We start from the raw sequence: 26,411 nt of genomic DNA, 5'->3' as shown, positions 1-26,411 counted from the left end.
CGCCGCCTTGGCGTTTTCACGCCGAATGATTTTTCAATGGCTTCGCATCGACAGAGGAGCAGGGAATGACGGTTCTGCGCAGAGATTTGTTGAAGTATGCAAGTGGTGGTTTGGCAGTGGCGGCAGCTCCGCTTGCAACAGCAGGAGCAGCCGCGGCTCCAGCACATGCCGCTTCGGGGTTCTGGGCCAGCGTTCGCAGCTTCGGCGCGACCGGCGATGGCAAGACCATCGACACAGCAGCCATCAATCGCGCGATCGAATCGGCTGCCTCGGCGGGCGGAGGAACGGTTTTTTTCCCGGCGGGTGTCTATGCCTCGTATTCCATTCATCTGCGCAGCAATGTGAGCCTGTACCTCGACCAGGGTGCGACCATTCTGGCGGCTTCGGTTCCTATGGAAGGCACGACGAGCGGCGGCTACGATGCGGCTGAGCCGCAGAATCCGGCATTCGAACATTACCAGGACTATGGCCACAACCACTGGCACAACAGCCTGATCTGGGGCGAGGACATTCACAGTTTCTCGATTCTTGGTCCGGGACTGATCTGGGGCAAGGGCCTGAGCCGCGGCAACGAAAAAGATACAGACCTGCCGGACACAACGAAGCCGGGTGTGGGCAACAAGGCAATCGCGCTTAAGAACTGCTACAACGTCATCCTGCGCGACTTCTCGATTTTGCAGGGCGGCTGGTTCGGTGTCCTTGCGACCGGCGTCGATAACCTGACCATCGACAACCTGAAGATCGATACCAACCGCGACGGCATGGATATCGATTGCTGCCGCAATGTGCGCGTCTCGAACTGCACGGTGAATTCACCGTGGGATGACGGCATCTGCCCGAAGAGCTCATTTGCGCTCGGCTACGCGCGGCCTACAGATAATCTGACCATCACGAATTGCTATGTGACGGGCGATTACGTTCTTGGGTCGGTGCTCGATGGCAGCTGGAAGAAGATGCCGGAAGGCATGGCATATGGCACCGGGCGCATCAAGTGCGGCACGGAGTCGAACGGCGGCTTCCGCAACATCACCATTTCAAACTGCATCTTCGAGAACTGTCACGGGCTTGCGCTCGAGACGGAAGATGGCGCGCTTTGTGAAGACATCACGGTTACAAATATCACCATGCGCGGCTGCAAGGGAGCGCCGCTGTTCTTTCGCCTCGGCAGCCGCATGCGCGGGCCGCAGGGTGTTCCAGTCGGCGTGTTGAAGCGCGTGCTGTTGAGCAACATCACCAGCTCCGGCGCGGCGGTTCTGCCGTCGATTCTTTCGGGCATTCCGGGGCACAATATCGAAGACATCCAGATCAGCAATTTTTATCTTGAGCAGGTAGGGGGAGCCTCGGCTGACATGGCTGCGCTGATGCCTCCGGAGAAGGAAGCTGGTTACCCTGATCCGGAGATGTTCGGGCATCTACCGGCGACGGGATTCTTTCTGCGCCATATTCGCAACCTTGAGATGAGCAACGTGGAGATTGCGGTGCAGGCGCCTGATCCTCGTCCTGCGTTCTGGTTACATGATTTGGATGGTGCGGATTTCTTCCGGGTGCGCGTTCCGAAGGGTGCTTCCGCTTTCGATCTGAAGCAGGTTTCGGGCTTCCGTAGTTTTGGCAGCCGTGGGCTTGCGGATGTGGAGTTCGATGGGCCTGAGACTCGGAAGATTTAGTCTCGACGGGGCCGATTGGCGGCCCACCCATGACGATGAAACTGTCATGGATGGGGCACCCGCGTCTGTGGCTTGTAACGTGGTGGAATAGCGCGAAGGACCATACTGCTGTGATACGAAACGTGAGGTGCCGATGGCGACCCGAGGGGGCTACTTATCGCGGGCGACGACGAAGTCCGGCACCCAAAGCAGGGCACGCTTGAAGTCGGAGTCGGGAAGATCGGCCACGGCGTTGCGTGCCGTCTCCGCGTAGCGGAAAGCCACATCCATGGCGTACTGCACGGAGTGGTGCCGGTGCAGGATGGCGAGGATCTGCGCGTGGGTGACCGATCCGAAATTCTGCTCGGTCAGAACGGTCTCGATGGCGCGGCGTTCTTCGGGGCTGCTGTGCTCAAGCGCGTGGATGACTGCGAGCGTTGCCTTGCCTTCGCGCAGGTCGCTGGCTACCGGCTTGCCCAGAACTTCTTCCGTCGCGGTGAGGTCGAGCACGTCATCGACGATCTGGAAGGCCATGCCGAGCGCGTGCCCGTATTCGCCCATGCGATTCTCGGTCTCATCGCCGGAGGCAGCCAGTACGGAGCCTAGGCGCATTGAGACTTCGAAGAGGCAGGCGGTCTTGCGATAGATGAGGGTGTTGTACTCGTCGACCGAGATGGTTTTACCGAGCTTCTCCATCTGCAGCAGCTCGCCTTCGACCATCTGCTGGGTCAGGCCGATGAGCAGGTCGAGCACGCGGAAGTTCCGCTCCTCGAGCGCCACGCGAAAGGCCTGCATGTAGAGCCAGTCCCCGGCGAGCACGCATTTCGCGTTGCCCCAGGTGGTGTTGGCCGAGGGGCGTCCGCGGCGGGTGTCGGCGGCGTCGATGATATCGTCGTGGACGAGCGTGGCCGAATGAACCATCTCGACGACTGCGCCCAGCCGGATCATGCCGTGGCCGCTGTAACCTTGCGATTTGGCTGCAAGCAGCAGCAGCAGCGGACGGATGCGTTTGCCGCCGCCCTGCCGCAGGTAGCCTGAGATTTCCGTGATGGCGGCGACGGATGAAACCGCGTCCACGCTGAACTCGCGCTCGATGGCGCGCAGATCGTCCTGCAGCAGGTCAAAGACCTCTTTTGCCGTCGCTATGGCCAGTGTACTCACTCGGAAATTCTTTGACCTGCTGCTTTCTTTTTAGTTGGAACGGTAGTTCGTAAACTGCATATCGATGCCGAAGTCGTGCGATTTGAGCAGAGCGATCACTTCCTGTAGAGTATCGCGATCCTTGCCGCTGATGCGCACGGTGTCACCCTGGATCGAGGCCTGAGCCTTCTTCTTCGAGTCCTTGATGACGCGAACGATCTCCTTGGCCTTTTCGCTGGCGATGCCCTGGCGCAGCGTAACCTTCTGGCGCACACTCGATCCTGAGGCCGGCTCGATCTTGCCAAATTCGAGAGACTTGAGCGATATGCCGCGCTTTACCAGCTTCTGCTGCAGGATTTCTGTAACCGCTTCGAGTTTGTATTCATCCGACGAGGCAAGCTGAATCGTCTCGTCGCCCTCAAGCTTGATCTCGGAGTGCGTGTTCTTCAGATCGAAGCGCGCGTTCACTTCCTTTGTTGCCTGGTCGATCGCATTGCGTACTTCCTGGATATCGACCTTCGATACCACGTCGAAGGAATTATCGGTTGCCATAAGTGATTCCTCCTCTATAGATTATCCGCTTCTCCCCATTCGAGGGAGCCGGTCGCGCCTCAAGAGGCGTTTTCTGTCCCGAAAAAGCGGTGGAAATTCTGTGTTATGGTGAAAGCCGCTTCCTCCACCGGGACGTTCTTCACCTCGGCCAGCCTGGCTGCGACCTCGGACACGAATGCCGGCTCGTTGCGTTTGCCGCGGTGCGGAACGGGCGCGAGAAAAGGCGCATCCGTCTCGATCAGGACCCGTTCGAGCGGAACCTGCGCGAGCACATCGCGGATCGGCTGCGCCTTTGGATAGGTGATATTGCCGGTAAACGAGAGCAGAAAGCCGAGATCCATCGCCTGCTTCGCGTGCGTCCATTTGCCGGTAAAGCAATGCAGGATGCCGCCCAGTCCGGTGGGCTTCCACTCAGAGGCAAGCATGGCCAGGGTGTCATCCCATGCGTTGGTCGAATTGTCCGACGGTCGACAGTGGATGATGATCGGCTTCCTGCGGGCGGCAGCGATCTCCATCTGCCGGGAGAAGGCCTGCTTCTGCACATCCCGGGGCGAGTTGTCGTAGTAGTAGTCGAGGCCGATCTCGCCGCAGGCCAGCACTTCCGGCTGCTGGAGCAGGGTATCGAGGCGGCAGTAGGCCGGGTCACCGGCCAGTTGCGCTTCGTGCGGATGAATGCCGGCGCTTGCGTAGATCTTCGGTACACCGGGCTTGCCTGCGTAGGTGCGAGCCAGGTCGACGGCCTGATGCATGGTGTCCGGCCCTTCACCGATGCCGATTGAGAGAATCGTGCGCACCCCCGCTTCGTAGGCGCGCGCCAGCATGGCGTCGCGATCTTCGGCGTAGCGCGGACTGTCGAGATGGGCGTGAGAATCGATCATTTTCTTCGAGGTTCTAAAGCAAAATGCTTTTCATTTTCGCTATTTCAGTCTTGCTCCAAGCTCGATGTCTTCGATAAAGCTGGCCAGTACAGCCTTGCCGCCTTCGAGCGATGCGGCGACGATCATGCCGTTCGATTCGAGGCCGCGCAGCTTGCGTGGAGCCAGGTTGGCCACGATGACGACCTTGCGGCCGATCAGCGACTCGGGTGCGTAGGCTTCGGCGATTCCCGCGAGAATCTGCCGCTGCTCGTAGCCGAGGTCGACTTCGAGACGCAGCAGCTTGTCGGCCTTGGGTACACGCTCGGCGACCTTGATCTGGGCGACGCGCAGGTCGACCTTGGCGAAGTCGTCGATGGTGATCTGGGCGCTGTCGGTCGCCGGAATGCTCGGGCCAGCGGGTACGGAGTGGGTCCCGGTCTCCGGAGGCGCTGGTACCGCAGGCGTGCCTGTTACGGGAGCCGTCTCGTCTGCGGCTGGCTTCGCTTCTGCCGGGGCGTTGTTGTTTTGTTCGAGTTCCTGCATACGCGTGATCGCATCCTTTTCTGCGCGGGGGAAAACCGGACCCAGTTCGCCGAGCTTCGTGCCCGGCTTGAGTCCGCCCCACGTCAGGTTCTTCAGATCTGCTTCTTTGATGTCGCCCAGCCCGAGCTGTGCCCAAACCTTGGCCGCGGCATCGGGGATAACCGGGTAGATGAGCGCGGTGACGATGCGGATAGCCTCGGCTGCGGTCGAAAGGACCGTGGCGCGCAGGGCCTTTTGCTGTTCGTCGCTGGTGCTTTCGGACTGCTTCCACGGCGCGGAAGCAGTCAGGTAGCCGTCTGTTGCAGCGACCAGCGTCCATGCGGCTTCGAGTGCGCGCGAGAATTCGAAATTGTCGAAGAAGCGCGCAAAATCGGTAATGATGCGGTGCGATTCGGTCGCCAGTCCATCGGCCTGCTGGGCTGCCGGTTCGGGTAGAACACCGTCGAAGTAGCGCTGAATCATGGCCAGCGTACGGCTTACGAGGTTGCCGTAGCCGTTCGCCAGGTCGGAGTTATAGCGCTTTACCAGCGCGTCGAAGCTGAAGCTGCCATCCTGCCCGAAGACGATTTCGCGCAGCAGGAAGTAACGCAGGGCATCGGCACCGAGGACATCGAGGATTGTCTCCGCGCGCACGATGTTGCCGCGCGACTTCGACATCTTGCTCTCTTCAAAGAGCAGCCAGCCGTGAGCGACGACCTTCTTAGGCAGCGGCAGCCCCGCGGCCAGCAGGAACGCAGGCCAGTAGACGCAGTGGAAGCGGGTGATCTCCTTGCCGACGAGGTGCAGGTCGGCAGGCCAGTATTTCGCAAAGCGGGCCTGGTCTTCAGGGGCATCGCTGCCGTAGCCGACTGCGGTCAGGTAGTTCGTCAGCGCGTCGAGCCAGACATAGATGATGTGCTTCTGCTTTGTTTCGCTGGCGGCGGGTTCCGGAACGGGAATGCCCCAGTCGAAGCTGCTGCGCGAGACGGAGAGATCCTTGAGCGCGCCGGGCACATAGGGCAGCCCGTTAGTCGACATCTCGGTTTTTTCGGCGTTGGCGACGTCGCCGCGCAGAAAGGAAAGCACTTCATTGCGGCGGGCTTCCGATTCGATGACGAGTTGGTTCGACTCGATCAGGTCGATGACGGGCCGCTGGAACTCGCTCAGCTTGAAGTAGAAGTTCTCTTCGGTAACAGTTTCGGTCGGCTTGCCGTCGGGTCCGATGGTTCCGGGAGGGCCTTCGACGAAGGTCTCCTCTGACACGCAGTACTGGCCGGTGTACGTCGAGAGGTAGATGTATCCGCGCTTGTGGAGCTCGGCGAAGAGCTTCTGCGCTCCGCGCTTGTGGTTCGCGTCGGTGGTGCGCACGAAGTAGTCGTAGGTAAGACCCATGCGGTCCCACAGCTCGCGGAAGCGGCTCGAAACGCTGTCAGTAAAGGCCTGGGGCGTGATGCCGGCTGCGGCGGCTGAGCGCTCGATCTTCTGGCCGTGCTCGTCGGTGCCGGTCAGGAAGAAGGTATCGACGCCGAGTGAGCGCTTGCGGCGGGCAATGGCATCGGCGGCAATGGTGGTGTAGGCCGTGCCGATGTGCGGGCGCGCATTGACGTAATAGATCGGTGTTGTCAGATAAAACTTATCAGGCATGGGGTCGGCAATCGGTTAAGGCTTTCTTACCAGATTACCGTCAGCGGGGGGCTTAGTCGAGGTCGGCCCCGGCTAAGGCTTCGTGCGATGCGAGTTCTCGCTTGTTCTTTCGGGGCGTTTCTGGAATCCCGGCAGGCTTCGTTCCGACCACCTGATAAAATCGTCAGTAAAATCAGATGTTTCAGCGCCTTCCACCGCGCCGCTGGAGCACCACAGCAGGATATCGATCAAGTGTATTTACGGGAACAGAAGCAGCTTCTCGCGCGGCTCCGCGCAGTGCTCAGGGAAAAGTTTGAGGTCGAGCTGGAGACGCTCGCCATCGAGCAGCCGCCGGAGATCAAGTTCGGCGAGTATGCGCTGCCCCTCGCCTTTGAGCTCGCCCGCCGTCTGAAGAAGGCTCCCCGCAAGATCGCCGAAGAAGTGGTCGCTGCGCTCGGCGAGGTCGAGGGTTTTGCCGGGTTTGAAGTAGCAGGCGCTGGATACATCAATGCCCGCCTCGATCGTGGAGCTGCGGCGAAGGCCATCTCCGCTGGCGGCGAGATCGATGCCGCCGGAGCGGGCACGCATTCGCTCGTCGAGCATACCAGCATCAATCCCAACAAGGCCGCCCACGTCGGACACCTGCGCAACGCCATTCTTGGCGATACATTTGTGCGCCTGCTGCGTGCCTCTGGGCAGACGGTCGATGTGCAGAATTACATCGACAACACCGGCGTGCAGGTTGCCGATATTGTTGTCGGACTCACGCAGCTTGAGAGGCTTTCGCTCGACCAGGTGCGTTCGTGGATGGATGGCCTCTCCGAGCGCATCGATTATGCCTGCTGGGATCTCTACGCGAAGACCTCGCAGTGGTACACGCTGGGAACGGAAGCGGAACAGGCTGAGCGTAAGAAGATCCGTCTTCATACGCTGCATGAAATCGAGGCCGGTGGCAATGAGACCTCGGCCATCGCCGAGCTGATCTCGACCGCGGTGCTGCGCCGCCATCTTGAAACCATGCTGCGCCTCGGTATCGAGTACGACTTCCTGCCGCGCGAGAGCGAGATCCTGCACCTGCATTTCTGGGACCTGGCTTTCGAGCAGATGAAGGCCAGGGGCGTGCTTTACTTCGAGACTGAAGGCAAGAATAAGGGCTGCTGGGTGATGAAGCGTGCCGGAACGGAAGAGGCCGCCGGCGACGGTCCGGATGAAGACGCGAAAGTCATCGTGCGCTCGAACGGAACGGTCACATACGTCGGCAAGGACATTGCCTATCACCTGTGGAAGTTCGGCCTGTTGGGCCGCGACTTCGGCTACCTGCCGTTCTTCAAATATCCGAGTCACGAGTGCTGGATCTCCGCTGAAAGTGGGGAAGCGGAACATCCGCACTTTGGCGGAGCGCAGGCCATCTACAACGTCATCGATTCGCGCCAGTCCGATCCGCAGGCCAATGTGATCGAAGCGCTGCGCGGGCTCGGCTACACCGAGCAGGCGGAGCATTACACGCACTTCTCCTACGAGATGGTCGCGCTGACGCCGCGCTGCGCCGAGGAGCTGGGTTACGCCGTTCCCGAAGAAGATAAGGCACGTCCCTATATCGAAGTCTCAGGACGAAAGGGCTTTGGCGTAAAGGCCGATGACCTGATCGACAAGCTGATTGCAGCAACATCGAGCGAGGTCGTTGAACGCCATCCCGAACTGGGTGAAGGCGAGCGCGACGAGATCGCGAAGGCGATCGCCGTCGGAGCTCTGCGCTACTTCATGCTCAAGTACACGCGCAACACGGTTATAGCCTTCGACTTCAAGGATGCGCTGAGCTTTGAGGGAGAAACCGGGCCGTATCTTCAGTACGCCGTTGTGCGTACGCGCAGCATCTTCCGTAAAGGCGAAACCACGCCCGAAGCGGCCCTGGCAGCGATGGCATCCGTCGACGCCGGTCCGATCCTCCAGGGCGAGGATGGAGACAGCATCTGGCAGGTATGGCTGCGCGCAGCCAAGACCTCGCTGCTGCTCGAGCAGTGCATCGCTACGGCAGAGCCTGCGTACCTGGCGAAGCATGCTTATCTGCTGGCGCAGGAATTCAGCACTTTCTACCGCAAGCACCACATCCTGACCGAGGCCGATCCTGCCCGCAAAGCTCTGCTGCTGGCAACGGCTGCGGTGGCGCAGCGGGAGCTGATTCGTACGCTGGGATGGCTTGGTATCAGTGCGCCGGAAGTAATGTAGAGACGGCAGCGAAGTCGCAGTCCGCTGACGGGCGGTCAGCCAAAACAACAACGGCCAGCGGGGAGCTGGCCGTTGTTGTTTGCGAACCGGATTTGAGCTGGTCCTATCTGCTTAGAGCGCCTGCCCGTCGGCCGTCATCTTGTTCAGCTGCTGCTGGTCGTAGGACTTCACGCCATCCGGAAGCGGCGCATAGTTCAGCGATCCCGCTGTCGGCTGCCCGTCTGTGATGACGTACTGAATGAAGCTCTTCAGTGCGGAACGCTTCGCCTTATCCGAGCCGTCCTGCGGAATCAGCAGAAAGGTGAGGGTTGAGATCGGATACGCATCGGTTGCCGCGGCAGGCGGATTCACGATGGGAATGCGCGGATCGACGACCAGCTGCGCCGTGAAGGCATTGATCGCAGCCGTGGTGCTTTGCGCGGTCGGGGCGATGTAGTTGCCGGCCTGGTTCTTGATCTTCGCGACCGGCAGGTGGTTCTGCTGCGCGTAGGTCAGCTCGACATAGCCGATCGCTCCTGGCGACTGCTTCAGCTGCCCGGTTACACCCTCAGACCCCTTGCCGCCAAGGCCCACAGGCCAGCTGACGCTGTTGCCCTTGCCGACCTTGCTCTGCCAGTCGTTGTTCACGGCACTTAGATAAGTCGTGAAGGCATTGGTGGTTCCGCTGCCGTCCGCGCGGTGAACGACGACAATATCCTGCTTGGGAAGAGTTACGCCGGGGTTGTCCTTCGCGATCATGGAGTCCTGCCAGTTCTTAACCGTACCCATGAAGATGCCGGCCAGCGATTCAGGCGAAAGCTGCAGAGGCTGCTGCAGTCCGGGCAGGTTATAAGTAATGCAGACGGGGCCAGCCGTCTCGGGGATCTGGATCATATTGCCGGGCATGCCGGCCAGCTGCTGATCGGCCAGCGGGGCATCGGTCGCGCCGAAGTCGACGGTCTTGCTCTTTACCTGCTGCACTCCGCCGCCGGAACCGATGGACTGGTAGTTGATCTGTACGCTGGGGTGCGATTGCTGGAAATCCTGAACCCAGCGGGTCATGACCGGGTAGACGAAAGTGCTGCCCGCTCCAGAGATCTGTACGTTGTTTGACTTGCAGGCGGTGAGGGCGATGGTGGCCAGTGTCAGCAGGGAGGCGGCGCGAAGTTTTCTGTGCATAAGTCCTCTTATTCAGCCATTGCGATGTGGAAAAAAGCTCTCCGGGTTGGACCCATCGCAGTGAAATCCTTGTAACAAAGCAGGATATCAGTCCGTCAACGGAACATTAAAAGCTGGCAACGCTCTGCTGGCTGTTGTCTTCCTACTAAGTAGAAAGACCAACCAAGACGGATGAACCAATTGGAGGGTTCTTGCAATGGCAGAAAAACTTAAGGGCAAAAAAGTTGCGATTCTAGCGACGGACGGTTTCGAGCAGGCGGAGTTGACGGAGCCGAGAAAAGCCCTCGAGCAGGCGGGTGCGACCACCCATGTTGTCTCGCCAAAGACAGGAACGATCAAAGGTTGGAACAAGACCGACTGGGGCGAGAGCGTAAAGGTCGACAAGGCCCTCGATCAGGCTCGTGTGAGTGATTACGATGCCCTGGTTCTCCCCGGCGGGGTCCTTAACCCAGACCATCTTCGGATGGAACCAAAAGCTGTCGCTTTTGTGAAGGAGTTCGCGCAATCCGGCAAAACGGTGGCGGCGATCTGTCACGGTCCGTGGACGTTAATCGAAGCGGGCGTTGTGAAGGGTAAAACGATGACCTCGTGGCCCTCAGTGAAAACCGATCTGATGAACGCGGGCGCGAGATGGGTCGATGAAAAAGTAGTTGCCGACGGAAACTTCGTGACAAGCCGTAAACCGGATGACATTCCCGCCTTCAGCCAGAAGGTGATTGAAGAGATAGCGGATGGCGTGCATCTGAAAGCTGCGAGCTAAGGCGAATGGAATCATCCCGCTGCACCCCTTCTCAGCAATTCTCCAGGCCCGCATGAGTCCTGGCGGAGAGCCTGAAACCTGCAAAGGGCGCGCCTCTCACAGGCGCGCCCTTTGTGTTCCAGTCGCAGCTTATTCCGCGTAGCTGCGGACCCACTCGAAGATGCTGCGCACGGCAACGCCGGTCGGGCCTTTGGCCGTCCACGGCTTTTCGGAGTCGAGCCAGGCGAGCGCCGCGATATCGAGATGGATCCACGGTGTATCGCCGACGAACTCTTTGAGGAACATTGCGCCGTTGATTGCGCCGCCATAACGGGTGAGGCCGGTGTTCTGAATATCGGCAATCGACGACTTGATCTGGTCGCGGTATTCATCGTCGCAAGGCAACCGCCAGAACCTTTCGCCCGATGCCGCGAGTCCGGAGGCGAATTTTTCGTAGGCTTCGTCGTCGTTTGAAAATGCTCCGGCACTGATCTGGCCCAGCGCAATCGCTACGGCGCCGGTCAGCGTGGCTGCATTGATCAGGCGAGTTGCGCCCAGCGTCTTCGCATAATGCAGACCATCAGCCAGCACGAGCCTGCCCTCGGCGTCGGTGTTAATGACTTCAATAGACTTGCCGGACATGGCAATCTGCACGTCGCCCGGCTTTTGTGCTTTGCCATCGGGCATGTTTTCTGTGGCACAAACGACACAGATGACTTTGACCTTCGGCTTGAGCTGAGCGATTGCCTGCATCGCTCCGAGCATGGCTGCGCCGCCGGCCATGTCATATTTCATCTTCTCCATGTTGTCGGCAGGCTTGAGCGATATGCCGCCGGTGTCGAAGGTGACGCCTTTGCCGACGAGTCCCATGACCGGCTCAGCGGGTGCGCCTTCCGGCTCGTAAGTGAGCACAATCAGAGCCGGAGGTTCCGCAGATCCCTGCGCCACGCTCAGGAACGCGCCCATCTTCAGCTCCTGCATCTTTTCGGTGCTGTAGACCTCGCACTTCAGGCCGTTTTCGCTGGCCATTTTTTTCGCCCGCTCGCCGAGGATGGTTGGCGTCAGATAGTTTCCCGGCTCATTGATGAGGAAGCGGGCGAAGTTCTGCGACTCGGCGATGATCGTGCCTTCATTCAGGCCAGCCGCGGCAGCGTCCTTGTTGGCAGCGGAGGCGATCAGCGAGAGGGAGTCGATGGAGCGGTCCTTCCGATCACTGCGGTAGGTGTCGGAGTCGTAATCGCCGAGGACTGCGCCTTCGGCGATGGCCCGTGCCGATGAGGCTATGTCGAGATTTTCAGGCAGAGCAATCGCCAGTGAGCGGATGCCTTTTGCTTTGGCGAAGCGGACGGCGGTTCCGGCGGCCTTGCGAAGCTCGTTCGCGCCGGCTTTCTTTTCCTTGCCCAGTCCGACGAGCAGCAGACGCTTTGCGGCGAGTCCGGCAGGCGCGTGCAGCAGCAGGGTCTCATTCGCCTCGGCTTTGAAGTCGCCGAGCGTCAGCACATCGGCAGCAGCTTTCGCGGCTGCGCCGTCGGACGCGAGCAGGGCTGGTTCGGCCTTGGCGTCTTTCTCGGTGTTTTCCGATTTGTTTACGGCAAATACGACCAGCAGTTCTGACTGCAGCGAGTCTATCGGGGAGGTGAGCAGTTCGGTCTTCATCCAGTCCTTTCGCTTTCCCTTGTGAGAATGTCTCTACTCGATTTTACTGTCGGGGGTTTTCGCCGGGATATCCGAGGCTCGATTCACTACAGAGGACACAGAGAGACCTCCGCCCGCACAGACGGAAATGCCTCTGTGCTCTCTGTGGTGAAAGTTCTTTCAGTTCTGGCGACAATTTATTGCAGGTTGGAAATGGCCGAGCCCTAGCGCGCCCGTTTGCCCTGGCTGTGGGCGATGGCGGAGCGGGCTTCGCGGTCGGCCTCGCGGCGTTTCTCGGTTTCTCGCTTGTCCCAATCCTGTTTGCCTTTGGCTACGGCGATCTCGCACTTTACCTTTCCTCGGCGGAAATAAAGCCGCGTGGGGATGAGCGTATGCCCTTTCAGCTGCGTCTGTCCGGTTAGCTTGCGGATTTCTTCCTCGTGCAGAAGCAGCTTCCGGGTCCGGAGAGACTCATGGTTGGCGCTGTTGCCGTGCGAGTAAGGTCCGATGTGGGCGTTCAGAAGGAAGGCTTCGCCGTCCTTGACAAGCCCGTAAGCGTCCTTGAGATTGGCTTTGCCTTCGCGGATCGACTTTACCTCGGTGCCGCGCAGGGCGACTCCGGCCTCGAAGCGCTCGAGCAGAAAATAGTTGTGACTGGCCGCGCGATTCACTGCGGCATCGCGATCGCCTGAGGCGACGGGGTCACGGGGCTTCGGTTTTTTCGACGGAGCCTGAACGATCGTATGTGTACTTTGACGGGCCATGAAAGCGAGCTTTACCCACGGAGGATCAATTTTTCATGCTAGCACGGACGTTGACCCGGCTCATCGCCCCGCTGGGAGCCGGTGTTATACTCAACCCACGCCAGGCCACCCCGGCATCCGGGCATCGGATTGAAAACGCTCGCCGCTGGCCTTTCACGGCGCATTCGCACATCGCAGGCCAGTCTGTTGGAGTTGCATGAAATACAGCATTAAGAATTGGGCCGCGCTCGCGCTCTTCGGCCTCGCTCTGGGTCTTGCTCCGGCTGCTCATGCGCAGTCGGCCAAGAAGCTTTATAAGATGGCCCAGGCGGCCGAGCAGAAAGACGACGTCGAGACTGCTTACCAGGATTATTCCCAGGCCTTTCAGAAAGACCCCAAAGAGGACCGCTACAAAGAAGGCTACGAGCGGACACGTTTCGCAGTCGGGGCGCTCCACATCCAGCGTGGCCAGAAGCTGCGCGCGCAGGGCGACACCACCGGCGCCTTGACTGAATTTCTGCGCGCGATCGAGATCGATCCCAGCAATGAGCTGGCGCAGCAGGAAATCCAGGCGATGCGGAAGAAAGCCGACGCTACGGCTCCTCCTCCGCTGCCGGAAACGCCGGAGTATTCGAACTCCGAAATGGTGCTGAACGGAATCGGCGAGCCCTTGCACCTGAAGCCTCTCTCGAAAGAGCCGCTGACGCTGCACTCCGTCGAAGACAGCAAGGTGATCTACCAGACGGTGGGCAAGCTTGCCGGCATCAACGTGCTTTTCGATCCCGATTACACCTCGAAGCGTATCCCGGTCGACCTGACGAACGTTGATCTGTATGACGCGCTTCGGATCATCGGGACTATCTCTGGAACCTTCTGGCGCCCGGTCACCGACAATACGATTTTCGTGGCGCAGAACAGCCGCAGCAAGCGCACCGAGCTTGAAGAGCAGGCGGTTCAGACCTTTTATCTGACGAATGTTTCGCAGCAGAACGACTTTACCGATGTGCAGACGGCTCTGCGTAACATGTTCCAGACAGCCAAGATTTATGGCGTCGCCAGCCAGAACGCGATCATCATGCGCGGTACGCCGGATGAACTGCTGCTGGCGCAGAAGCTCATCAACGATCTCGACAAGGCCAAGCCGGAAGTCGTAGTCGACGTAGCCGTGCTTGAAGTGAGCCGGAACTACGAACGCACCATCGGTATCCAGCTGCCGCAGACGGTAGGAGTCTCGTTCCAGGAATCGAACCTGAACCAGAGCTCTACCAGCACCTCGAGCTCATCGAGCACGACGACGGGCACGACCGACACCAGCGGTTCGAGTACCAGCAATGGCCTGACGCTGAACAGCCTTGCCCATCTCAATGGCACGAACTTCGCCGTGAGCATCGGCTCGGCTACAGCCAACCTGCTGCTTACCGACAGCTCGACCAAGGTTCTGCAGAATCCACGCATCCGCGCCTCTGACGGGCAGGAAGCGACGCTCAAGATCGGTGAACGTCTGCCGGTGGCAACCGGTTCGTACCAGACGGGCGCGGCGACGGCGATCGTCAGTTCGCTGGTTAACACGCAGTTCCAGTACCTTGACATCGGTGTAAACGTCACCATCAAGCCTACGGTTCACTACGACCGCGACGTGACACTGAAGCTCAAGATCGAAGTCTCCGGTTCGAACTCCAACTCGAACATCGGCGGCATCGAAGAGCCGATCATTACGCAGCGCACCGTCGACCAGACGATCCGTCTGAAGGAAGGCGAAGCGAACATTCTCGGCGGCATCCTGCAGAAGCAGACCTCGCTCTCATTGAGCGGTACGCCGGGCCTTGCGCAGCTGCCGATTCTGAAATACCTCTTCGGCAGCAACGATAAGACAACCCAGGATGATGAAATTGTCTTCCTGCTGATTCCACATGTTGTGCGCGCTACCATGCTGGATCCGCTGAACCTGCGTGAACTCGACACAGGTACGGGCGGAAGCATTCAGCTGCGCCAGATGAACCAGACGGATGCGCAGGCCGCGATCCAGAAGGCCCAGTCGCAAGGTCAGTTCGCTGTTCCTCCGACCACTTCGCAGACGACCTCGGCGAACGGGCCGGTCACAGCTGCCGCAGCCGCTGCTGGAGCCATCGCCAGCATGCAGGAAGATTCGGCTGCTGTCGGTCTGCCTGGTCAGCCGGGGCCGGTGAAGCTGCAGTTGACGCCGGAGATGGGTCAGCAGAAGGTTGGTTCGACCTTCCAGATGGCCGTTCATCTCGACAACGGCAACGACGTCTTCTCAGTGCCGATGCAGCTTAAGTACGACCAGAGCAAGCTGAGTCTGGTGAACGTGGATCTTGGCGATCCGCAGTCAAAGAGCACGAACCTGCTGGGGCAGGATGGTCAGGCAGTTGCACTGGTCCATCGTGACGACGGCAACGGTACGGTCTCCATCTCGGCCTCGCGTCCGCCGGGCACGAAGGGTGTCAACGGATCGGGTACGGTCTGTGTGCTGACCTTCCAGGCAAAGGCGGCAGGCGATGCGCCGGTGATCCTCACCCGTCCTGTGGTGCGCAACAGCGCGCAGCAGGCCCAGCCGGCAACCGGATCGCGGGCGCTTGTACAGGTGCGTCCGTAGCGGACAAGCCCATGCAGCATCGGCCTCCATTTCGTAGCAGGACGAGCGAAGCCGGCCTGACACTGGTTGAGCTGATCGTGACGGTCGCGATTCTCGCGATCGTCGCCTCAGCCGCGGTGCCGGTCGCTCGTTTCGAGGTGAAGCGCACCAAGGAGCGTGAACTGCGCTACGACCTGTGGCAGATGCGGACGGCAATCGATAAATACAAGGATGCCGCCGACCGCAATGCTTTTCAGACCAAGGTCGATAGCCAGGGGTATCCGCCCGACCTCGATACGCTGGTGCAAGGGGTAGATGTGCAGGGCAAGAAGGTTCGCTTCCTGCGCAGGATTCCGATAGATCCGATGACGGGTAAGGACGATTGGGGCATGCGCTCGATGCAGGATGACCCGACCAGCGATTCCTTCGGCGGACAGAATCTCTTCGATGTGTATTCGAAGTCCGAAGGAACAGCACTCGACGGAACGAAATACAAGGACTGGTAATGGCGCAGACAGCAGGGTACAAATCGAGGCGCACGGAGCGCGGCTTTACGCTGGTCGAGCTGATGGTGGTTATGCTCATCATCGGCGTGCTGGCGGCCATTGCCATTCCCAGCTATATCTCCTCCATCAAGAGCGCCAAGGAAGCCGTTCTCAAGGAAGATCTTCATGTGCTGCGCAATGCCATCGACTCTTACACCATGGACAAGGGTAAGGCTCCGCAGTCGCTCGATGACCTGGTGCAGTCGGGCTACCTCAAGACGCTTCCGCAGGATCCGATGACGCACTCCAGTGAAAGCTGGCAGCCGGCCATGGACGACACGCTCGAGAGCGTCGACCAATCGGAGCCGGGCATCAGCGACGTGCACAGCGGCTCCGAGGAAACCGGCTCCGACGGCCAGCCCTACTCAAGCTGGTAACTGCGCGGGACTGCGCGTCCAGCGGGTCGCGGCTTTGCCGCCCAAAAATCAGGCCACCCGTTGGGTGGCCTTTTTCTTGTCTGCTCCTGGTGTCAGGGTGTATGCACATCTCGCGCTGTATTTTCCTGTGCGGATATTGTGCAGAAGGGGCCGGTTTTGTGTCAGGGCACGGCTTCAGCCATACCGCATCTGCCTGCTTAAAAGTCGGGGGCTTTAGCCCTGAGGGAATGGCGATTTAACGTGTATATTCCATCTGAACGCGATACTCAGATAAACCGCTACGCCGGGGAGACGTCTTCTCCAGCCGCTGCCGCCTGAATAGCCCCCCATACTTCTTTCATTCCTGCTCCAGTCTTTGAGGAGCAGAGCAGAATTCCTTCTGTATCCAGACCTTTTTCGAGCGTGATCTTTGCCTTGGTGCGTCCGTTGCCGCTGAGGCGATCCGCCTTGGTGGCGACAACAAGATAATTGCGCCCGGCGTGCTTCAGGAACTCGATGAGCTGCGCATCGGAGGGTTGTGGCGGAATGTTGCTGTCGACCAGGCAGAGGCAGAGCGCGAGCGTCGGGCGCTCCTTGATGTACGGCTCGATGAACTTGGGCCACTCGGCAGAGATCGACTTGGAGATCTTCGCGTAGCCGTAGCCGGGCAGATCGGCGAAGAGCATCTGTGGCTGCTGGCTCTCGGGCCGGTCGTGGATGGCGAAGAAGTTGATCGCGCGTGTTCGTCCCGGCGTCGACGACACCTTCGCCTGGTTCGATTGCAGCAGGGCATTCAGCAGGCTTGATTTGCCGACATTGGAGCGGCCGAGGAAGGCGATCTCCGGAACCTGTGGCTTGGGGAATTGCGCCGGGGCCATGGCGGAGAGAAGGAACTTGGGGAAGATGCGCATACGAATCTTCAGTATAACGACGCGCTGCTCTACTCCTTGGCTGTACGGAGTACCTGCGCGATGCTGCCGGGAGTTCCCGGAAAGAGATCGAGATATGTGACGCGGCCATCTGCGTCGGTCACGATGGCTGCCGGAACTGCGTCGATGGCGAATGACTTCAGCACCGTCTCCGGAACGATCAGCATGGGAACGCTCGCCGGCATCGTTGCCTGCAGGGACTGCAACGTGGCGAGAACGGGAGCCGATTTCTCATCGATGCCATTCATGGACGCATAGGAGGTGATGGCGATGATCTGCAGCGGCTTCTTCGGCGGATCCTTCTGCAGTGCGGCTGCAATCTTCTCTACGGCGTCGTGAAATTGCGGCGATCCCAGTGAAAAGACAATCGTCAGCGTATTTTTTCCGGCGATCCGCCGCACGGCGGGAGTGGGAACTTTAGCAACCAGAGTGCCGTGGAGTTCGATTACCGGGGAGGATTGTCCCACCAGGGCATAACGGGCGAAAGCATTGTCGATGGCAGGTTTCGCAGCGGTCTGTGCGATGGCAGGTGCAGCAGTGAGCGTGTGCAGTTGAGCGACAAGGTCGGCCGCGCCTTTCGTATCACCACTTCTCCGCATCTGGTCGGCGCAGCGGAGCGCGTCGCGCGTCAGCTGTGCGGCACTTACCGTATTGTCGGGCGAGGTCAGCGTGCCCGCGCCTTCGAGAGCTTTTATGATGAACGGCAGTTGCAGGGCGTCAAGTCTGCCAATGACGCCAGCTCCGCCGGGCAGCACGATCAGGTCACGTATGAGCTTGCCGTCTTTGTCCACCATATGATTGACGCCGCCCTCTTCCGTCAGGGCCACGTCGATCACCTGGTCGATTGCCCAGTGCAGATCGGCGTCATAAGGAAAAGTGCTGGTAAGCGAATCGATCTGGCTCTCCGCCGCGGTGATGGAGTTCGTCTGTACAAAGACCCGGGTCAGCAGAAGACGCGCCGTCTTCTCGTCCGCTTTTTGCGGCAGACCGAGATAATCGATGAGGGCGTCTTCGGCGGGGCCCAGGTCGCGTCCGAAGACGCAGAGCTTTCCGAAGGCCAGCAGATCTTCCCCTTGCGGCTTGTTTGGGGCAATGGCCTCGCATTGCTGCTGGGCACGCGAAATGCCAAGCCCCAGCGCCCACTGATCGGCCTCGGTCATGTCGTTTGGAGCGCTTCTCGCATCCTGAAAAGGCTGCATCGCATAGCGGTAAGCTTCGGTCGGCGAGAGGACGGGCGGTTTGTCTACGTCCTTCGGAGCTTCCTGCGCATTCAGAGGCGCAGGAAGCAGCAGGAATCCGGCCATGAGGGTGGAAATACTCAGCGAAGATGTTTTCATCGTGAAGCCAGCGAAATCGGAGCCATTCTATCAATCGCGAGGGCACAGGTCTTTCTGAATCAGAAAAGAATCGCCGGTGGGCAGACGTAGTGCCCGAGTCGGACTAGAATGTTGTGAGCCAACCACCGAGTCTCGCCTCTATGCCGTTTTTTGCGAAATGAGGTCTCAGGCTGCATCGAAACGTGGTTCGCCCCTTGTTGTTGCGGATTCGATTGTTGGGGTTTGCGGCCACGCGGGCAGGGTTCTCCTCGGCACTGCGAGAAACGATATAGACAAGCATCAGGCAGGGCCGGGCAAGGAGCGGGACATGTATTTTTCGCTGGACACCTGTGGAGGCACGGGAAGCATCGCATTCGGGCGATGGAAATATGCGGACGGACGTGGCGACGATGAGCTGTGCGTCTTTGCCGAGACAGCCATCCCGAGCAAGGCTTATGCCGCATTGTTGATCCCGGCGCTTCAGGCACTGCTCGATGAGCAGAGCATGACAATGGAGGACATCTCCGGAATCGTGGTCGTGAATGGCCCTGGCAGCTTTACCGGCGTGCGTATCGGCGTCAGCTCCGCCAAGGCTCTGGCGGAAGTGCTGGAGGTGCCGATTGTCGCGGTCTCGCGCCTGGCGCTGCTGATGGCAAAAACAGAATGCCCGTCCGCCGCACTCGATGCCGGCCGTGGTGAATTTTACTTTCGCATCGGCGAGGAGGAATCCCTGCTGACCCCGGTCGCCATCCGCGAACGCTTGCGCGATCTGGGACTGGCCTCGCTGGCCATCTGCGAGGAGAATTCAGCAAAAGCTTTTCCCGAAGCCACCTTGATTGAGCCGCCCCATGCGGCCGACGCGTTGAAACTGGCGGCGCAAAGGCTGATGAGCGGCCGGTATGACAATGTCGCCACGCTCGACAGCAACTATGTGCGCCGCACCGACGCCGAACTCTTTGCGAAACCCTCAGAGCAGCCTGCTACCGAAGGCGTCGGGGTATAGAGTGGGCGATTTTGCCGTCCGCTCCATGCGGGCGGATGACCTCGATCCTGTGCTTGCGCTGGAGTCGCCGGAACCTGAAGCTCCGCACTGGGAGCGCGCGGCGTATGAAAGCTTTCTGATCCCTTCGGAAGCGCCCAATGTGCAGCACGCCGCCTGGGTGGCAACGTGTGACGGTGAACGAATTGGCTTTGCGGCAGCCCGCATTGTCTTTGAAATCTGCGACCTCGAATCTGTTTTTGTCGCTGCGCCCTGCCGCAAGCAGGGTATAGGCCTGGCTCTGATGGGCGCGATAAACGCGTGGGCGAGGCAGCATGCCTGTGAGCGGATCGAACTCGAGGTGCGGGAGAGCAACAGACGTGCGATCCGCTTCTACGAGCGGCTCGGCTTTCTGCCGGAAGGGCGGCGAGAAGAGTACTACCGTCATCCGGACGAAGCCGCGGTATTGATGGCGCTTGAGCTGCGAGCCGGTTGAAATTTCTTGCAGAATTCGGTTGATCGCAGACTACCCCGGTGCTACGGTAATCGTCCTAGAGTTCAGAGGAGGTTTCAATGGACCTGGAATCAAAGAGCCGTTCTGCCAACACCGAGATCGATCGCCTGGAAGCCCAGCACAGGCAGTACTCGCAGCAACTTGAATCTCTCACCCAAAAGCCTTATCTCTCCGACGACGAACAAATCGAAGAAGTCCGCCTGAAAAAACTCAAGCTTAGAGTCAAGGATCAGATCACCGCCAGGCGAGGCATGGTCGTCTAACCGACCTTTCCTGCATGAAGTTACGGGCGGGACGAGAAAATGTCCCGTCCGTACTGCGACCTGCCGTAGGGAACTATAATCGGGAAGACAACTTGCACCTTTCCTAAACTATGGTTCGTGACGGATATTTCTACGGAATAGCACTCTTCGCTGTTGCAGCTCTGCTGCACTTCTTTCTTGGCGGCTTTATCTGGCCGATCATCCCAATACTGTTGGCAATCTTTTTCCTGTGGTTCTTCCGCGATCCACGGCGCACTATCCCCCAGGGGAACGGACTTCTGGTTTCTCCCGCAGACGGCAAGGTGACCCAGGTGGCGCGTATCGGCACGCCCCAGGGCGATGTTCTTCGTATGAGCATCTTTCTGAACGTTTTCAACGTGCATGTAAACCGGTCACCGGTGAGCGGCGTGCTGCGCGAAACGCGCTATCAGAAAGGCAAATACCTGAACGCGATGAACCCAGCCTCAGCGGACGAGAACGAGCAGAACATTGTCGTAATCGATTCAGATGAGGGTTATACGGTTACTTTCAAGCAGATAGCCGGTCTGCTGGCCCGGCGAATCGTCTTTAACTACGCTGCCGGAGCCCGTCTGGAGCGCGGTCAGCGCGTTGGGCTGATCAAGTTCGGCTCGCGCGTGGACGTGCTGATGCCGGTGAACGCCCAACTGCAGGTAAAGGTAGGCGACCACGTAAAAGGCGGATCGACTGTGCTGGCCCGTGTGGATGCCGCAGCTGCTGGGCTGAGCTCGCGTAGCGCCGAGGAGATTCTCGCTTGAAGGAGCGCAGAATCAGGTCGCGCCGCGGGATGTATATCCTGCCGTCGGTCTTCACTGCGGGAAACATCGCTGCGGGCTACTATGCAATCACGCAGAGCCTGCAGGGTACGATCACCGAACCGCACCACTTCGACTATGCGGCGCTCGCCATCGGTTTCGCGATTCCGTTCGACGCGCTCGACGGACGCATCGCACGCATGACGAACACCACCAGCGAGTTTGGCAAGGAGCTCGACTCGCTGGCGGATGTGATCACTTTCGGGGTCGCGCCCAGCATCTTGGCATTCAGCTGGGGTTTTCGCATGCTGCCGCCCGGCATGGACCCCCTGCTGCGCGAGAAGCTGATCCAGATCGGCGGCTTCGTCTGCTTCCTGTTCCTGATGTGCGGCGCGAGCCGGTTGGCGCGCTTCAACATCAGCGTGAATCCGGTGCCGAAGAATCCCGGCAAACCAGGCCGAAAGTACTTTGTCGGCATGCCGATTCCTGCGGCTGCTGGTGTAATTGCGGCGGTGGTCCATGCTTTTGGCCGCCCTATCTTCAACTGGTGGCTCGCGGTGCTATGGATCGGGATGGTCGGCATGGTCGGCTTCCTGATGGTCAGCACCTGGCGATTCTGGAGCGGTAAGGAGATCAATCTCTCGCAACGGCATCCTTTTCGCTGGATCGTGTTGCTGGCACTGCTGATCTACATGCTTGTATTCTTTTCCCGCGAGGTGCTGCTGATCATGGCCCTCGGTTACATGTTCTCGGGTATCGTGGCGCGCGCGATGTATGCGCGGCAGCGACGTAAATCGATCCACGCAGAACCACTTCCATCCCCCACGGGTACAACCATTCCATGACAGACAAGTACCGGATTGCAATCGTTGGCGCTGCCTCGCTGCGCGGCAAAGAGCTGAAAGATACTTTGACCGAGAGCTCGTTTGTGACAGCCGACGTGATTCTGATCGATGACGAGGAACTGGCAGGGCAGCTCGATGTTGCTGGCGATGAGGCCACCTTCATTCAGCGCATCGAGAAGGACTCGTTCGATCACACCGACTTCGTTTTCTTCGCAGGCGATGCCGAGGTGACGGAAAAACACTGGCAGATCGCGCAGGCCTCGGGTGCGAGCCTGATAGATCTTTCCTATGCAATGGAGAAGGTTCCTGGCGTGCTGATCGAAGCTCCCTGGCTGGCGGAAGCCGGTGAGGGCGCGCCGCAGAAACAGCCCGATCTGCGGACGCCTGCGGTCATCCCGGCGCATCCCGTATCGCTGGCCCTGGCCCTGCTGACTTCCCGCCTCACAGAGATTGGGAATCTTCGCTTCGCTGCCGCAACCGTGCTTGAGCCTTCAACGGAGTATGGGCGGGCGGCGATGGACGAGCTGCATCAGCAGACGGTTGGCCTGCTGAGCTTCCAGAACATGCCGAAGGAGGTTTACGACACGCAGGTAGCTTTCACAGCCGCTCCTGCATTCGGCGAAGAGGCAAAGGTAAATCTTGGAGCAAGCGAAGCGCGCATACGCCGCCACTATGCGCTGCTGGCCGGGAACCGCCTTCCGCATGTCGGCATTCAGCTGATCCATGCGCCGGTCTTCCATGGCTACAATCTTTCGCTTGCCGTGGAGTTCGATCAACCATTGCTCCTCGAGCACGTGGAAGCGGCGCTTGGCGGAGATCATCTCGACCTGGTGCTGGGTGACGCAGAACCGCCGAACAACCTCACGTCCGCTGGTCAGAGCGACATACTGGTACGTGCTCGCACGCAATCCGGCGAGAACGCTGCAACGAAAGGCTTCTGGATCTGGGCCTCGTTCGACAACCTCAAGGTGGCATCGCTCAATGCTGTCGCATGCGCACTGGACCTTCGCAAGATGCGTCCCCAGGGCAAGGTGCAGTAGTTTGTTCAAAAGGAAAAAGCCCGGCCATTGGCCGGGCTTTTTCCTTTGAAGGCTAGAAGGTGATCTTGCCTCCCAACTGCACGGTGCGATTGCTACCTGTGTTGTACGCCCCGGTCAGGAAGTCCGATGCGCCGACGAAGGCTCCCGGAGTGCCCAGGAACTGACGATTCAGCACGTTGAAGACGCTAAGCTGCAACTGCAGCTTAGCGTGCTCACCGAGTGAAGTTGTCTTATAGATATCGGCGTCGAGATTGTTGTAGGACTGGCCGCGCAGCGTGTTGCGTCCGACACCCGGGAAAGGATTGCCGGCTGCAATCGCTGTCAACTGGTCCGTGTCCTGCCATGAGTTGGGTGAGTTCGGTGCAGCGGGATTGGTCAGTGTAGGACGGCAACTCGACACAGCGAGGACGTACTGGTTGAAGTAGTCATCGCAGAAGGTGCCGTTTGCCTGCAAGCCCTGGTAGGGCGTGAAGGGCTGGCCGCTGTTGTATCCGTAGATCGCGCTAATGGAGTAGCCGTTTGCCAGCTTGCCCACCATGCTGCTTTCCTTTGCCAGCGAGGGCACCGCATAACCGAAGCCGAAGGCAAAGACGTTCGGATACGAGATGCCGCTGACACCGCGTTCGGCAAGGTTTGTATTCAGGGGGTTCTGCGCGAACTCAAGCGTCTGTCCGCCTGCGCCCGTGGGCAGAATCTCGCTGGCGTTATCGATAGTGCGGCTGTATGTGTACTGCATCGTGCCAGTGAGTCCGTGGAAGGCGCGAGTGGTCAGGTTGGCTTGCAGGCTGTTGTAGTTCGAGAATGCGGTGTTGCCGACTGCAGCCTGAAGCGCACCGACATTGCAGTTCCGGGTGCCATAGCCAGGCGCGGTCTGGTCCTGGCAGAGAGAGCCCGGCGAAGCGTAGGTTGGGAAACTGGTGGCGAGGTCGGTTAGAGTCGGGTTCGCGTCGATCGCCTGGAAGAGCGCGGTCGCGTGGTTGCCCACGTAGCGAACCTCTATCACTGCTGCGTCGCCAATTCCATACTGGATACCAAGCGAGTAGGTCTGCGTATACGGATTGCGGAAGTGGGGAAGCAGCGGCGATTCCACGTCGAAGCGCGGGTCGCCTCCAACGGGCAGGCTTGCGAGATTTTGCGCACGTACGGTTGCGCCGGTCGTGCCGTCCGCAGGCAGGCAGGGCGAGCCGGCTGCGCAGTTTACGAAGCCTGAGTTCGCCACCGGGGCCTGGATCGCGGCGTTCGTGAAGATGTTGTAGAACGACGGATCGAAGTTGATGGCGTATCCACCGCGCACCACCAGCCGGCTGTTCGCCGGGTTCCAGGCAAAGCCGATGCGAGGCTGGAAGTTCTTCCAGTTGTCGGGCACCTGCTGGAAGGTGCGCACGCTTAGAGGCAGCGAGGGATCCCAGAAAGGATTTGGGCCAGTCTCACGCTTCAGCGTCATGTCGTGCAACTCGTTCACCGCCTGGCCGAAGTATTCCCAGCGCAGGCCGAGGTTCAGGGTCAGCGCCTGGGTGATCTTCCAGTCATCCTGGAAGTAGAGAGCGATGTCGTTTTCTGTAAGCGGAATGACAGGGTTGCCATCGGTGAGCGTAAGCGAACCGTTGGTGTCGGCTGCGAACGAGTCGAAGTCGGCGTATTGCAAACTGCCGTTGTAGTTGGGCAGATAGACACTCGGCGAATTCTGGTAGTCGTACTCGCCGCCCAGCGCGATGGTGTGCTTGCCGTGCAGCCAGCTGGCGTTGTCCTGCACCTGCGTGACCTTGATGATCTTGTCTTGCGGCAGGGCGCTGTTGTAGCCGTAGCCGAAGATGGTTGGATCCTGGAAGCTCACCTGGCTGGGGCAGGCTGTGAGGTTGGCCGCGGTGCAATTGGGAACTCCGCCGCCCTGGAAGTAGCTCTTGGTCTGTTCATAGCTGTAGCGCAGCTGGTTGACCCATGCGGGCGAGAAGGTGTGGGTCCAGTCGGCTCCGATGGAGTGCGCGGTGTCGAGGATGTCGACGTAGCCGCCGGAAGCGATGGCCGTCGCGCCGTTGGCTAGACCGCCGGTTTCGGTTTCATCCTGATAGAAGTAGCGGATGAAGAAGCGATCCTTCGTGGAAGGTTGCCAGTCGAGGCGTCCCATGTCTTCCTGGTCGTTCAAGAGCGCAGGGACGGTTCTCTGTACCGGAGCAAATTCGACATTCGCAGTATTTCCGCCGACGGTGACCGGAATCATCTCCGCGGCGCTCGCAATCGGAGTTGGATTGCCATTCGTAATGCCATAGGGGCCCTGGTTCACGAGCGAGGTGACTGCCGGATTGTTCGGGAACGCAGACTGCAATGTTGCGAGGCCGTTCGGTGTGGGTGTAAGCGCGCCCTGCGACGTGGATACCGCGCCGCCATCGCGGGTGCGATCCCAGTAAGTGCTGCCGAAGAACCACAGCTTGTCCTTGATGATGGGACCGCCAAAGGTGCCGCCGTACTTATTGTCTACACTGCGCGGCACGGTTACAGGAGTGCAGCCATCGGCGGGATCTTCGCCGGGAGCGCAGAAGCCGTCCAGAGGAGTTTTCTGACCGTTCTGCAGGGAGCTCAGCCATGATCCGGTGTAATATTCGAACCCGCTGCCGTGGAAGGTATTTGTGCCCGAATTGGTTACATAATTGACGATCGAGCCCATGTTGCGTCCGTACTGTGCGCCAAAGTTATTGGTGATGACCTGGATCTCGGCCAGCGCATCAGCATTGCCGAAGAAAACCTGCGGGCCGCCGACGCTGTTGTCGTTGTTGTTCTGACCGTCGAGCTCGAAGTTGTTCGAGCGGCCGCGCTGGCCGTTCGCGGAGATACCATCGCCATTGCTGTTGCTGAAGTTTGCATCATGCGTCTGCGCAACGCCGGGAGCGAGCAGCGCGACATTGTCGAAGCTGGTGTTCAGCGGCAGTCCCTGCAGCTGTTCCGGTTCAAAAGATGTCGTCACCTGCGCGTGACTGGTTTCGAGCACCGGCGCAGCAGACTCCACGGTTACCGTCGAGGTGTTGCTGACCGTCATTTTTCTTATGCCGATGTCATTCGTAACACCCGCGGTGATACGAAGCGCCTTTACCTGTAAGGGGCTGAAGCTGCCGCTTTCGATCGTCAGATCGTAGACGCCGATGGGAAGATTACGCAGCGAAAAGAGTCCGTTGGCGTCGCTCTCGGTTTTGAAGTTTGCGCCGGAGGCAACATCCACGGCGCTGATTGTTGCCTGCGGAATCACTGCGCCCTGCTGGTCGGCTACTGTGCCTATGATGACGCCGGTGGTGATCCCTTGCGCAAACGCACGCGAGCCGACTGTCGAGGCAGGCGTAAAAAGAATCAATATCGCAGCAGCAGTCAGTGCTGCACGAAGCAGTTTCATTCTGGCACTCCTCCAATTCTTCATGGAGGAGGTCTATGCAA

The 26,411-nt window shown here is 59.6% G+C and carries 22 protein-coding genes; 12 read left to right on the top strand and 10 right to left on the bottom strand.

What is annotated here, in order from left to right:
* Positions 1-65: 65 nt before the first annotated feature.
* Positions 66-1,664: a rhamnogalacturonidase gene (locus LJD29_RS01350; RefSeq protein ID WP_446743955.1), complete on the top strand. Its 1,599-nt coding sequence runs from the start codon at positions 66-68 to the stop codon at positions 1,662-1,664.
* A 150-nt stretch (positions 1,665-1,814) separates the two neighbouring features.
* On the opposite strand, the gene LJD29_RS01345 is transcribed toward LJD29_RS01350, so the two are convergent.
* From LJD29_RS01345 to metG, 4 genes are read right to left on the bottom strand one after another with little or no spacing between them, the layout of a single operon-like run.
* The gene (locus LJD29_RS01345) at positions 1,815-2,804 is read right to left on the bottom strand and encodes a polyprenyl synthetase family protein (RefSeq protein ID WP_446743954.1); all 990 of its coding nucleotides are present in this window, start codon (positions 2,802-2,804) and stop codon (positions 1,815-1,817) included.
* Positions 2,805-2,834: 30 nt separating this feature from the next.
* Complete coding sequence (locus LJD29_RS01340; RefSeq protein ID WP_446743953.1) at positions 2,835-3,335, bottom strand: YajQ family cyclic di-GMP-binding protein; 501 nt, start codon at positions 3,333-3,335, stop codon at positions 2,835-2,837.
* Positions 3,336-3,394: 59 nt separating this feature from the next.
* Complete coding sequence (locus tag LJD29_RS01335; RefSeq protein WP_446743952.1) at positions 3,395-4,213, bottom strand: TatD family hydrolase; 819 nt, start codon at positions 4,211-4,213, stop codon at positions 3,395-3,397.
* Between the two features lie 39 nt (positions 4,214-4,252).
* Complete coding sequence (gene metG, locus LJD29_RS01330) at positions 4,253-6,358, bottom strand: methionine--tRNA ligase (protein WP_446743951.1); 2,106 nt, start codon at positions 6,356-6,358, stop codon at positions 4,253-4,255.
* 231 nt (positions 6,359-6,589) lie between these two features.
* Here metG and LJD29_RS01325 point away from each other — a divergent pair, with 231 nt between their 5' ends.
* Positions 6,590-8,563 (top strand): arginine--tRNA ligase, encoded by a 1,974-nt coding sequence (locus LJD29_RS01325; protein ID WP_446743950.1) that lies wholly within the window; start codon positions 6,590-6,592, stop codon positions 8,561-8,563.
* A gap of 111 nt (positions 8,564-8,674) precedes the next feature.
* Here LJD29_RS01325 and pstS read toward each other — a convergent pair whose 3' ends face one another.
* Positions 8,675-9,721 carry a phosphate ABC transporter substrate-binding protein PstS gene (gene pstS / locus LJD29_RS01320; protein ID WP_446743949.1) on the bottom strand — a complete coding sequence of 349 codons (1,047 nt, stop codon included), beginning with the start codon at positions 9,719-9,721 and terminating at the stop codon, positions 8,675-8,677.
* Between the two features lie 196 nt (positions 9,722-9,917).
* Between pstS and LJD29_RS01315 the strand changes: the two genes are divergently transcribed.
* Positions 9,918-10,481, top strand: a complete 564-nt coding sequence (locus LJD29_RS01315; protein WP_446743948.1) for a type 1 glutamine amidotransferase domain-containing protein — start codon at positions 9,918-9,920, stop codon at positions 10,479-10,481.
* Positions 10,482-10,610: 129 nt separating this feature from the next.
* Here LJD29_RS01315 and LJD29_RS01310 read toward each other — a convergent pair whose 3' ends face one another.
* A complete protein-coding gene (locus tag LJD29_RS01310; protein ID WP_446743947.1) occupies positions 10,611-12,116 on the bottom strand; it encodes a leucyl aminopeptidase in 1,506 nt (501 codons plus the stop codon).
* A gap of 203 nt (positions 12,117-12,319) precedes the next feature.
* A complete protein-coding gene (gene smpB / locus LJD29_RS01305) occupies positions 12,320-12,859 on the bottom strand; it encodes an SsrA-binding protein SmpB (protein ID WP_446743946.1) in 540 nt (179 codons plus the stop codon).
* Positions 12,860-13,055: 196 nt separating this feature from the next.
* On the opposite strand from smpB, the gene LJD29_RS01300 reads away from it, so the two are divergent.
* The 3 genes from LJD29_RS01300 to LJD29_RS01290 are packed head-to-tail and all read left to right on the top strand — an operon-like array spanning position 13,056 to position 16,353.
* Positions 13,056-15,452, top strand: coding sequence for a secretin GspD/PilQ domain-containing protein (locus LJD29_RS01300; RefSeq protein WP_446743945.1), 2,397 nt, complete (start codon positions 13,056-13,058; stop codon positions 15,450-15,452).
* A gap of 11 nt (positions 15,453-15,463) precedes the next feature.
* Positions 15,464-15,937: a type II secretion system protein gene (locus LJD29_RS01295; RefSeq protein ID WP_446743944.1), complete on the top strand. Its 474-nt coding sequence runs from the start codon at positions 15,464-15,466 to the stop codon at positions 15,935-15,937.
* A complete protein-coding gene (locus LJD29_RS01290; protein WP_446743943.1) occupies positions 15,937-16,353 on the top strand; it encodes a type II secretion system protein in 417 nt (138 codons plus the stop codon). Before LJD29_RS01295 ends, LJD29_RS01290 begins: the two co-directional genes overlap by 1 nt.
* Positions 16,354-16,631: 278 nt before the next feature.
* Here the strand turns inward: LJD29_RS01290 and yihA are convergent, their stop codons facing one another.
* Both yihA and LJD29_RS01280 read right to left on the bottom strand, forming a co-directional pair.
* Positions 16,632-17,243, bottom strand: coding sequence for a ribosome biogenesis GTP-binding protein YihA/YsxC (yihA, locus tag LJD29_RS01285; RefSeq protein WP_446743942.1), 612 nt, complete (start codon positions 17,241-17,243; stop codon positions 16,632-16,634).
* A 29-nt stretch (positions 17,244-17,272) separates the two neighbouring features.
* A complete protein-coding gene (locus LJD29_RS01280) occupies positions 17,273-18,598 on the bottom strand; it encodes a hypothetical protein (protein ID WP_446743941.1) in 1,326 nt (441 codons plus the stop codon).
* Positions 18,599-18,905: 307 nt separating this feature from the next.
* On the opposite strand from LJD29_RS01280, the gene tsaB reads away from it, so the two are divergent.
* The 6 genes from tsaB to LJD29_RS01250 all read left to right on the top strand — a co-directional run bounded on the left by tsaB (position 18,906) and on the right by LJD29_RS01250 (position 22,991).
* On the top strand, positions 18,906-19,580 hold the full coding sequence (gene tsaB / locus LJD29_RS01275) for a tRNA (adenosine(37)-N6)-threonylcarbamoyltransferase complex dimerization subunit type 1 TsaB (protein ID WP_446743940.1): 675 nt from the start codon (positions 18,906-18,908) through the stop codon (positions 19,578-19,580).
* A gap of 1 nt (position 19,581) precedes the next feature.
* Positions 19,582-20,052, top strand: a complete 471-nt coding sequence (locus LJD29_RS01270) for a GNAT family N-acetyltransferase (protein ID WP_446743939.1) — start codon at positions 19,582-19,584, stop codon at positions 20,050-20,052.
* A 77-nt stretch (positions 20,053-20,129) separates the two neighbouring features.
* Positions 20,130-20,333 (top strand): HP1242/YdcH family protein, encoded by a 204-nt coding sequence (locus tag LJD29_RS01265; RefSeq protein WP_446743938.1) that lies wholly within the window; start codon positions 20,130-20,132, stop codon positions 20,331-20,333.
* A 110-nt stretch (positions 20,334-20,443) separates the two neighbouring features.
* Positions 20,444-21,109, top strand: coding sequence for a phosphatidylserine decarboxylase family protein (locus LJD29_RS01260; protein ID WP_446743937.1), 666 nt, complete (start codon positions 20,444-20,446; stop codon positions 21,107-21,109).
* 29 nt (positions 21,110-21,138) lie between these two features.
* On the top strand, positions 21,139-21,951 hold the full coding sequence (pssA, locus tag LJD29_RS01255; protein ID WP_446745917.1) for a CDP-diacylglycerol--serine O-phosphatidyltransferase: 813 nt from the start codon (positions 21,139-21,141) through the stop codon (positions 21,949-21,951).
* Complete coding sequence (locus LJD29_RS01250) at positions 21,948-22,991, top strand: Asd/ArgC dimerization domain-containing protein (protein WP_446743936.1); 1,044 nt, start codon at positions 21,948-21,950, stop codon at positions 22,989-22,991. Before pssA ends, LJD29_RS01250 begins: the two co-directional genes overlap by 4 nt.
* A gap of 52 nt (positions 22,992-23,043) precedes the next feature.
* Here the strand turns inward: LJD29_RS01250 and LJD29_RS01245 are convergent, their stop codons facing one another.
* Positions 23,044-26,370: a TonB-dependent receptor gene (locus LJD29_RS01245; RefSeq protein WP_446743935.1), complete on the bottom strand. Its 3,327-nt coding sequence runs from the start codon at positions 26,368-26,370 to the stop codon at positions 23,044-23,046.
* Between the last annotated feature and the right edge of the window lie 41 nt (positions 26,371-26,411).

It is taken from the genome of Silvibacterium acidisoli, from assembly GCA_022870745.1.
GTDB lineage: Bacteria > Acidobacteriota > Terriglobia > Terriglobales > Acidobacteriaceae > Silvibacterium.
The sequence above is the reverse complement of the archived record's forward strand: the minus strand, read 5'-3'. Positions and strand labels throughout refer to the sequence as shown.

Excerpts from the sequence above, each read along its gene's own strand:
- LJD29_RS01350 (WP_446743955.1), top strand. The coding sequence starts at position 66 with ATGACGGTTCTGCGCAGAGATTTGTTGAAGTATGCAAGTGGTGGTTTG.
- LJD29_RS01340 (WP_446743953.1), bottom strand. The coding sequence starts at position 3,335 with ATGGCAACCGATAATTCCTTCGACGTGGTATCGAAGGTCGATATCCAG.
- LJD29_RS01335 (WP_446743952.1), bottom strand. The coding sequence starts at position 4,213 with ATGATCGATTCTCACGCCCATCTCGACAGTCCGCGCTACGCCGAAGAT.
- metG (WP_446743951.1), bottom strand. The coding sequence starts at position 6,358 with ATGCCTGATAAGTTTTATCTGACAACACCGATCTATTACGTCAATGCG.
- pstS (WP_446743949.1), bottom strand. The coding sequence starts at position 9,721 with ATGCACAGAAAACTTCGCGCCGCCTCCCTGCTGACACTGGCCACCATC.
- LJD29_RS01315 (WP_446743948.1), top strand. The coding sequence starts at position 9,918 with ATGGCAGAAAAACTTAAGGGCAAAAAAGTTGCGATTCTAGCGACGGAC.
- LJD29_RS01310 (WP_446743947.1), bottom strand. The coding sequence starts at position 12,116 with ATGAAGACCGAACTGCTCACCTCCCCGATAGACTCGCTGCAGTCAGAA.
- smpB (WP_446743946.1), bottom strand. The coding sequence starts at position 12,859 with ATGGCCCGTCAAAGTACACATACGATCGTTCAGGCTCCGTCGAAAAAA.
- LJD29_RS01300 (WP_446743945.1), top strand. The coding sequence starts at position 13,056 with ATGAAATACAGCATTAAGAATTGGGCCGCGCTCGCGCTCTTCGGCCTC.
- LJD29_RS01295 (WP_446743944.1), top strand. The coding sequence starts at position 15,464 with ATGCAGCATCGGCCTCCATTTCGTAGCAGGACGAGCGAAGCCGGCCTG.
- LJD29_RS01290 (WP_446743943.1), top strand. The coding sequence starts at position 15,937 with ATGGCGCAGACAGCAGGGTACAAATCGAGGCGCACGGAGCGCGGCTTT.
- yihA (WP_446743942.1), bottom strand. The coding sequence starts at position 17,243 with ATGCGCATCTTCCCCAAGTTCCTTCTCTCCGCCATGGCCCCGGCGCAA.
- LJD29_RS01280 (WP_446743941.1), bottom strand. The coding sequence starts at position 18,598 with ATGAAAACATCTTCGCTGAGTATTTCCACCCTCATGGCCGGATTCCTG.
- tsaB (WP_446743940.1), top strand. The coding sequence starts at position 18,906 with ATGTATTTTTCGCTGGACACCTGTGGAGGCACGGGAAGCATCGCATTC.
- LJD29_RS01265 (WP_446743938.1), top strand. The coding sequence starts at position 20,130 with ATGGACCTGGAATCAAAGAGCCGTTCTGCCAACACCGAGATCGATCGC.
- LJD29_RS01260 (WP_446743937.1), top strand. The coding sequence starts at position 20,444 with ATGGTTCGTGACGGATATTTCTACGGAATAGCACTCTTCGCTGTTGCA.
- pssA (WP_446745917.1), top strand. The coding sequence starts at position 21,139 with ATGTATATCCTGCCGTCGGTCTTCACTGCGGGAAACATCGCTGCGGGC.
- LJD29_RS01250 (WP_446743936.1), top strand. The coding sequence starts at position 21,948 with ATGACAGACAAGTACCGGATTGCAATCGTTGGCGCTGCCTCGCTGCGC.
- LJD29_RS01245 (WP_446743935.1), bottom strand. The coding sequence starts at position 26,370 with ATGAAACTGCTTCGTGCAGCACTGACTGCTGCTGCGATATTGATTCTT.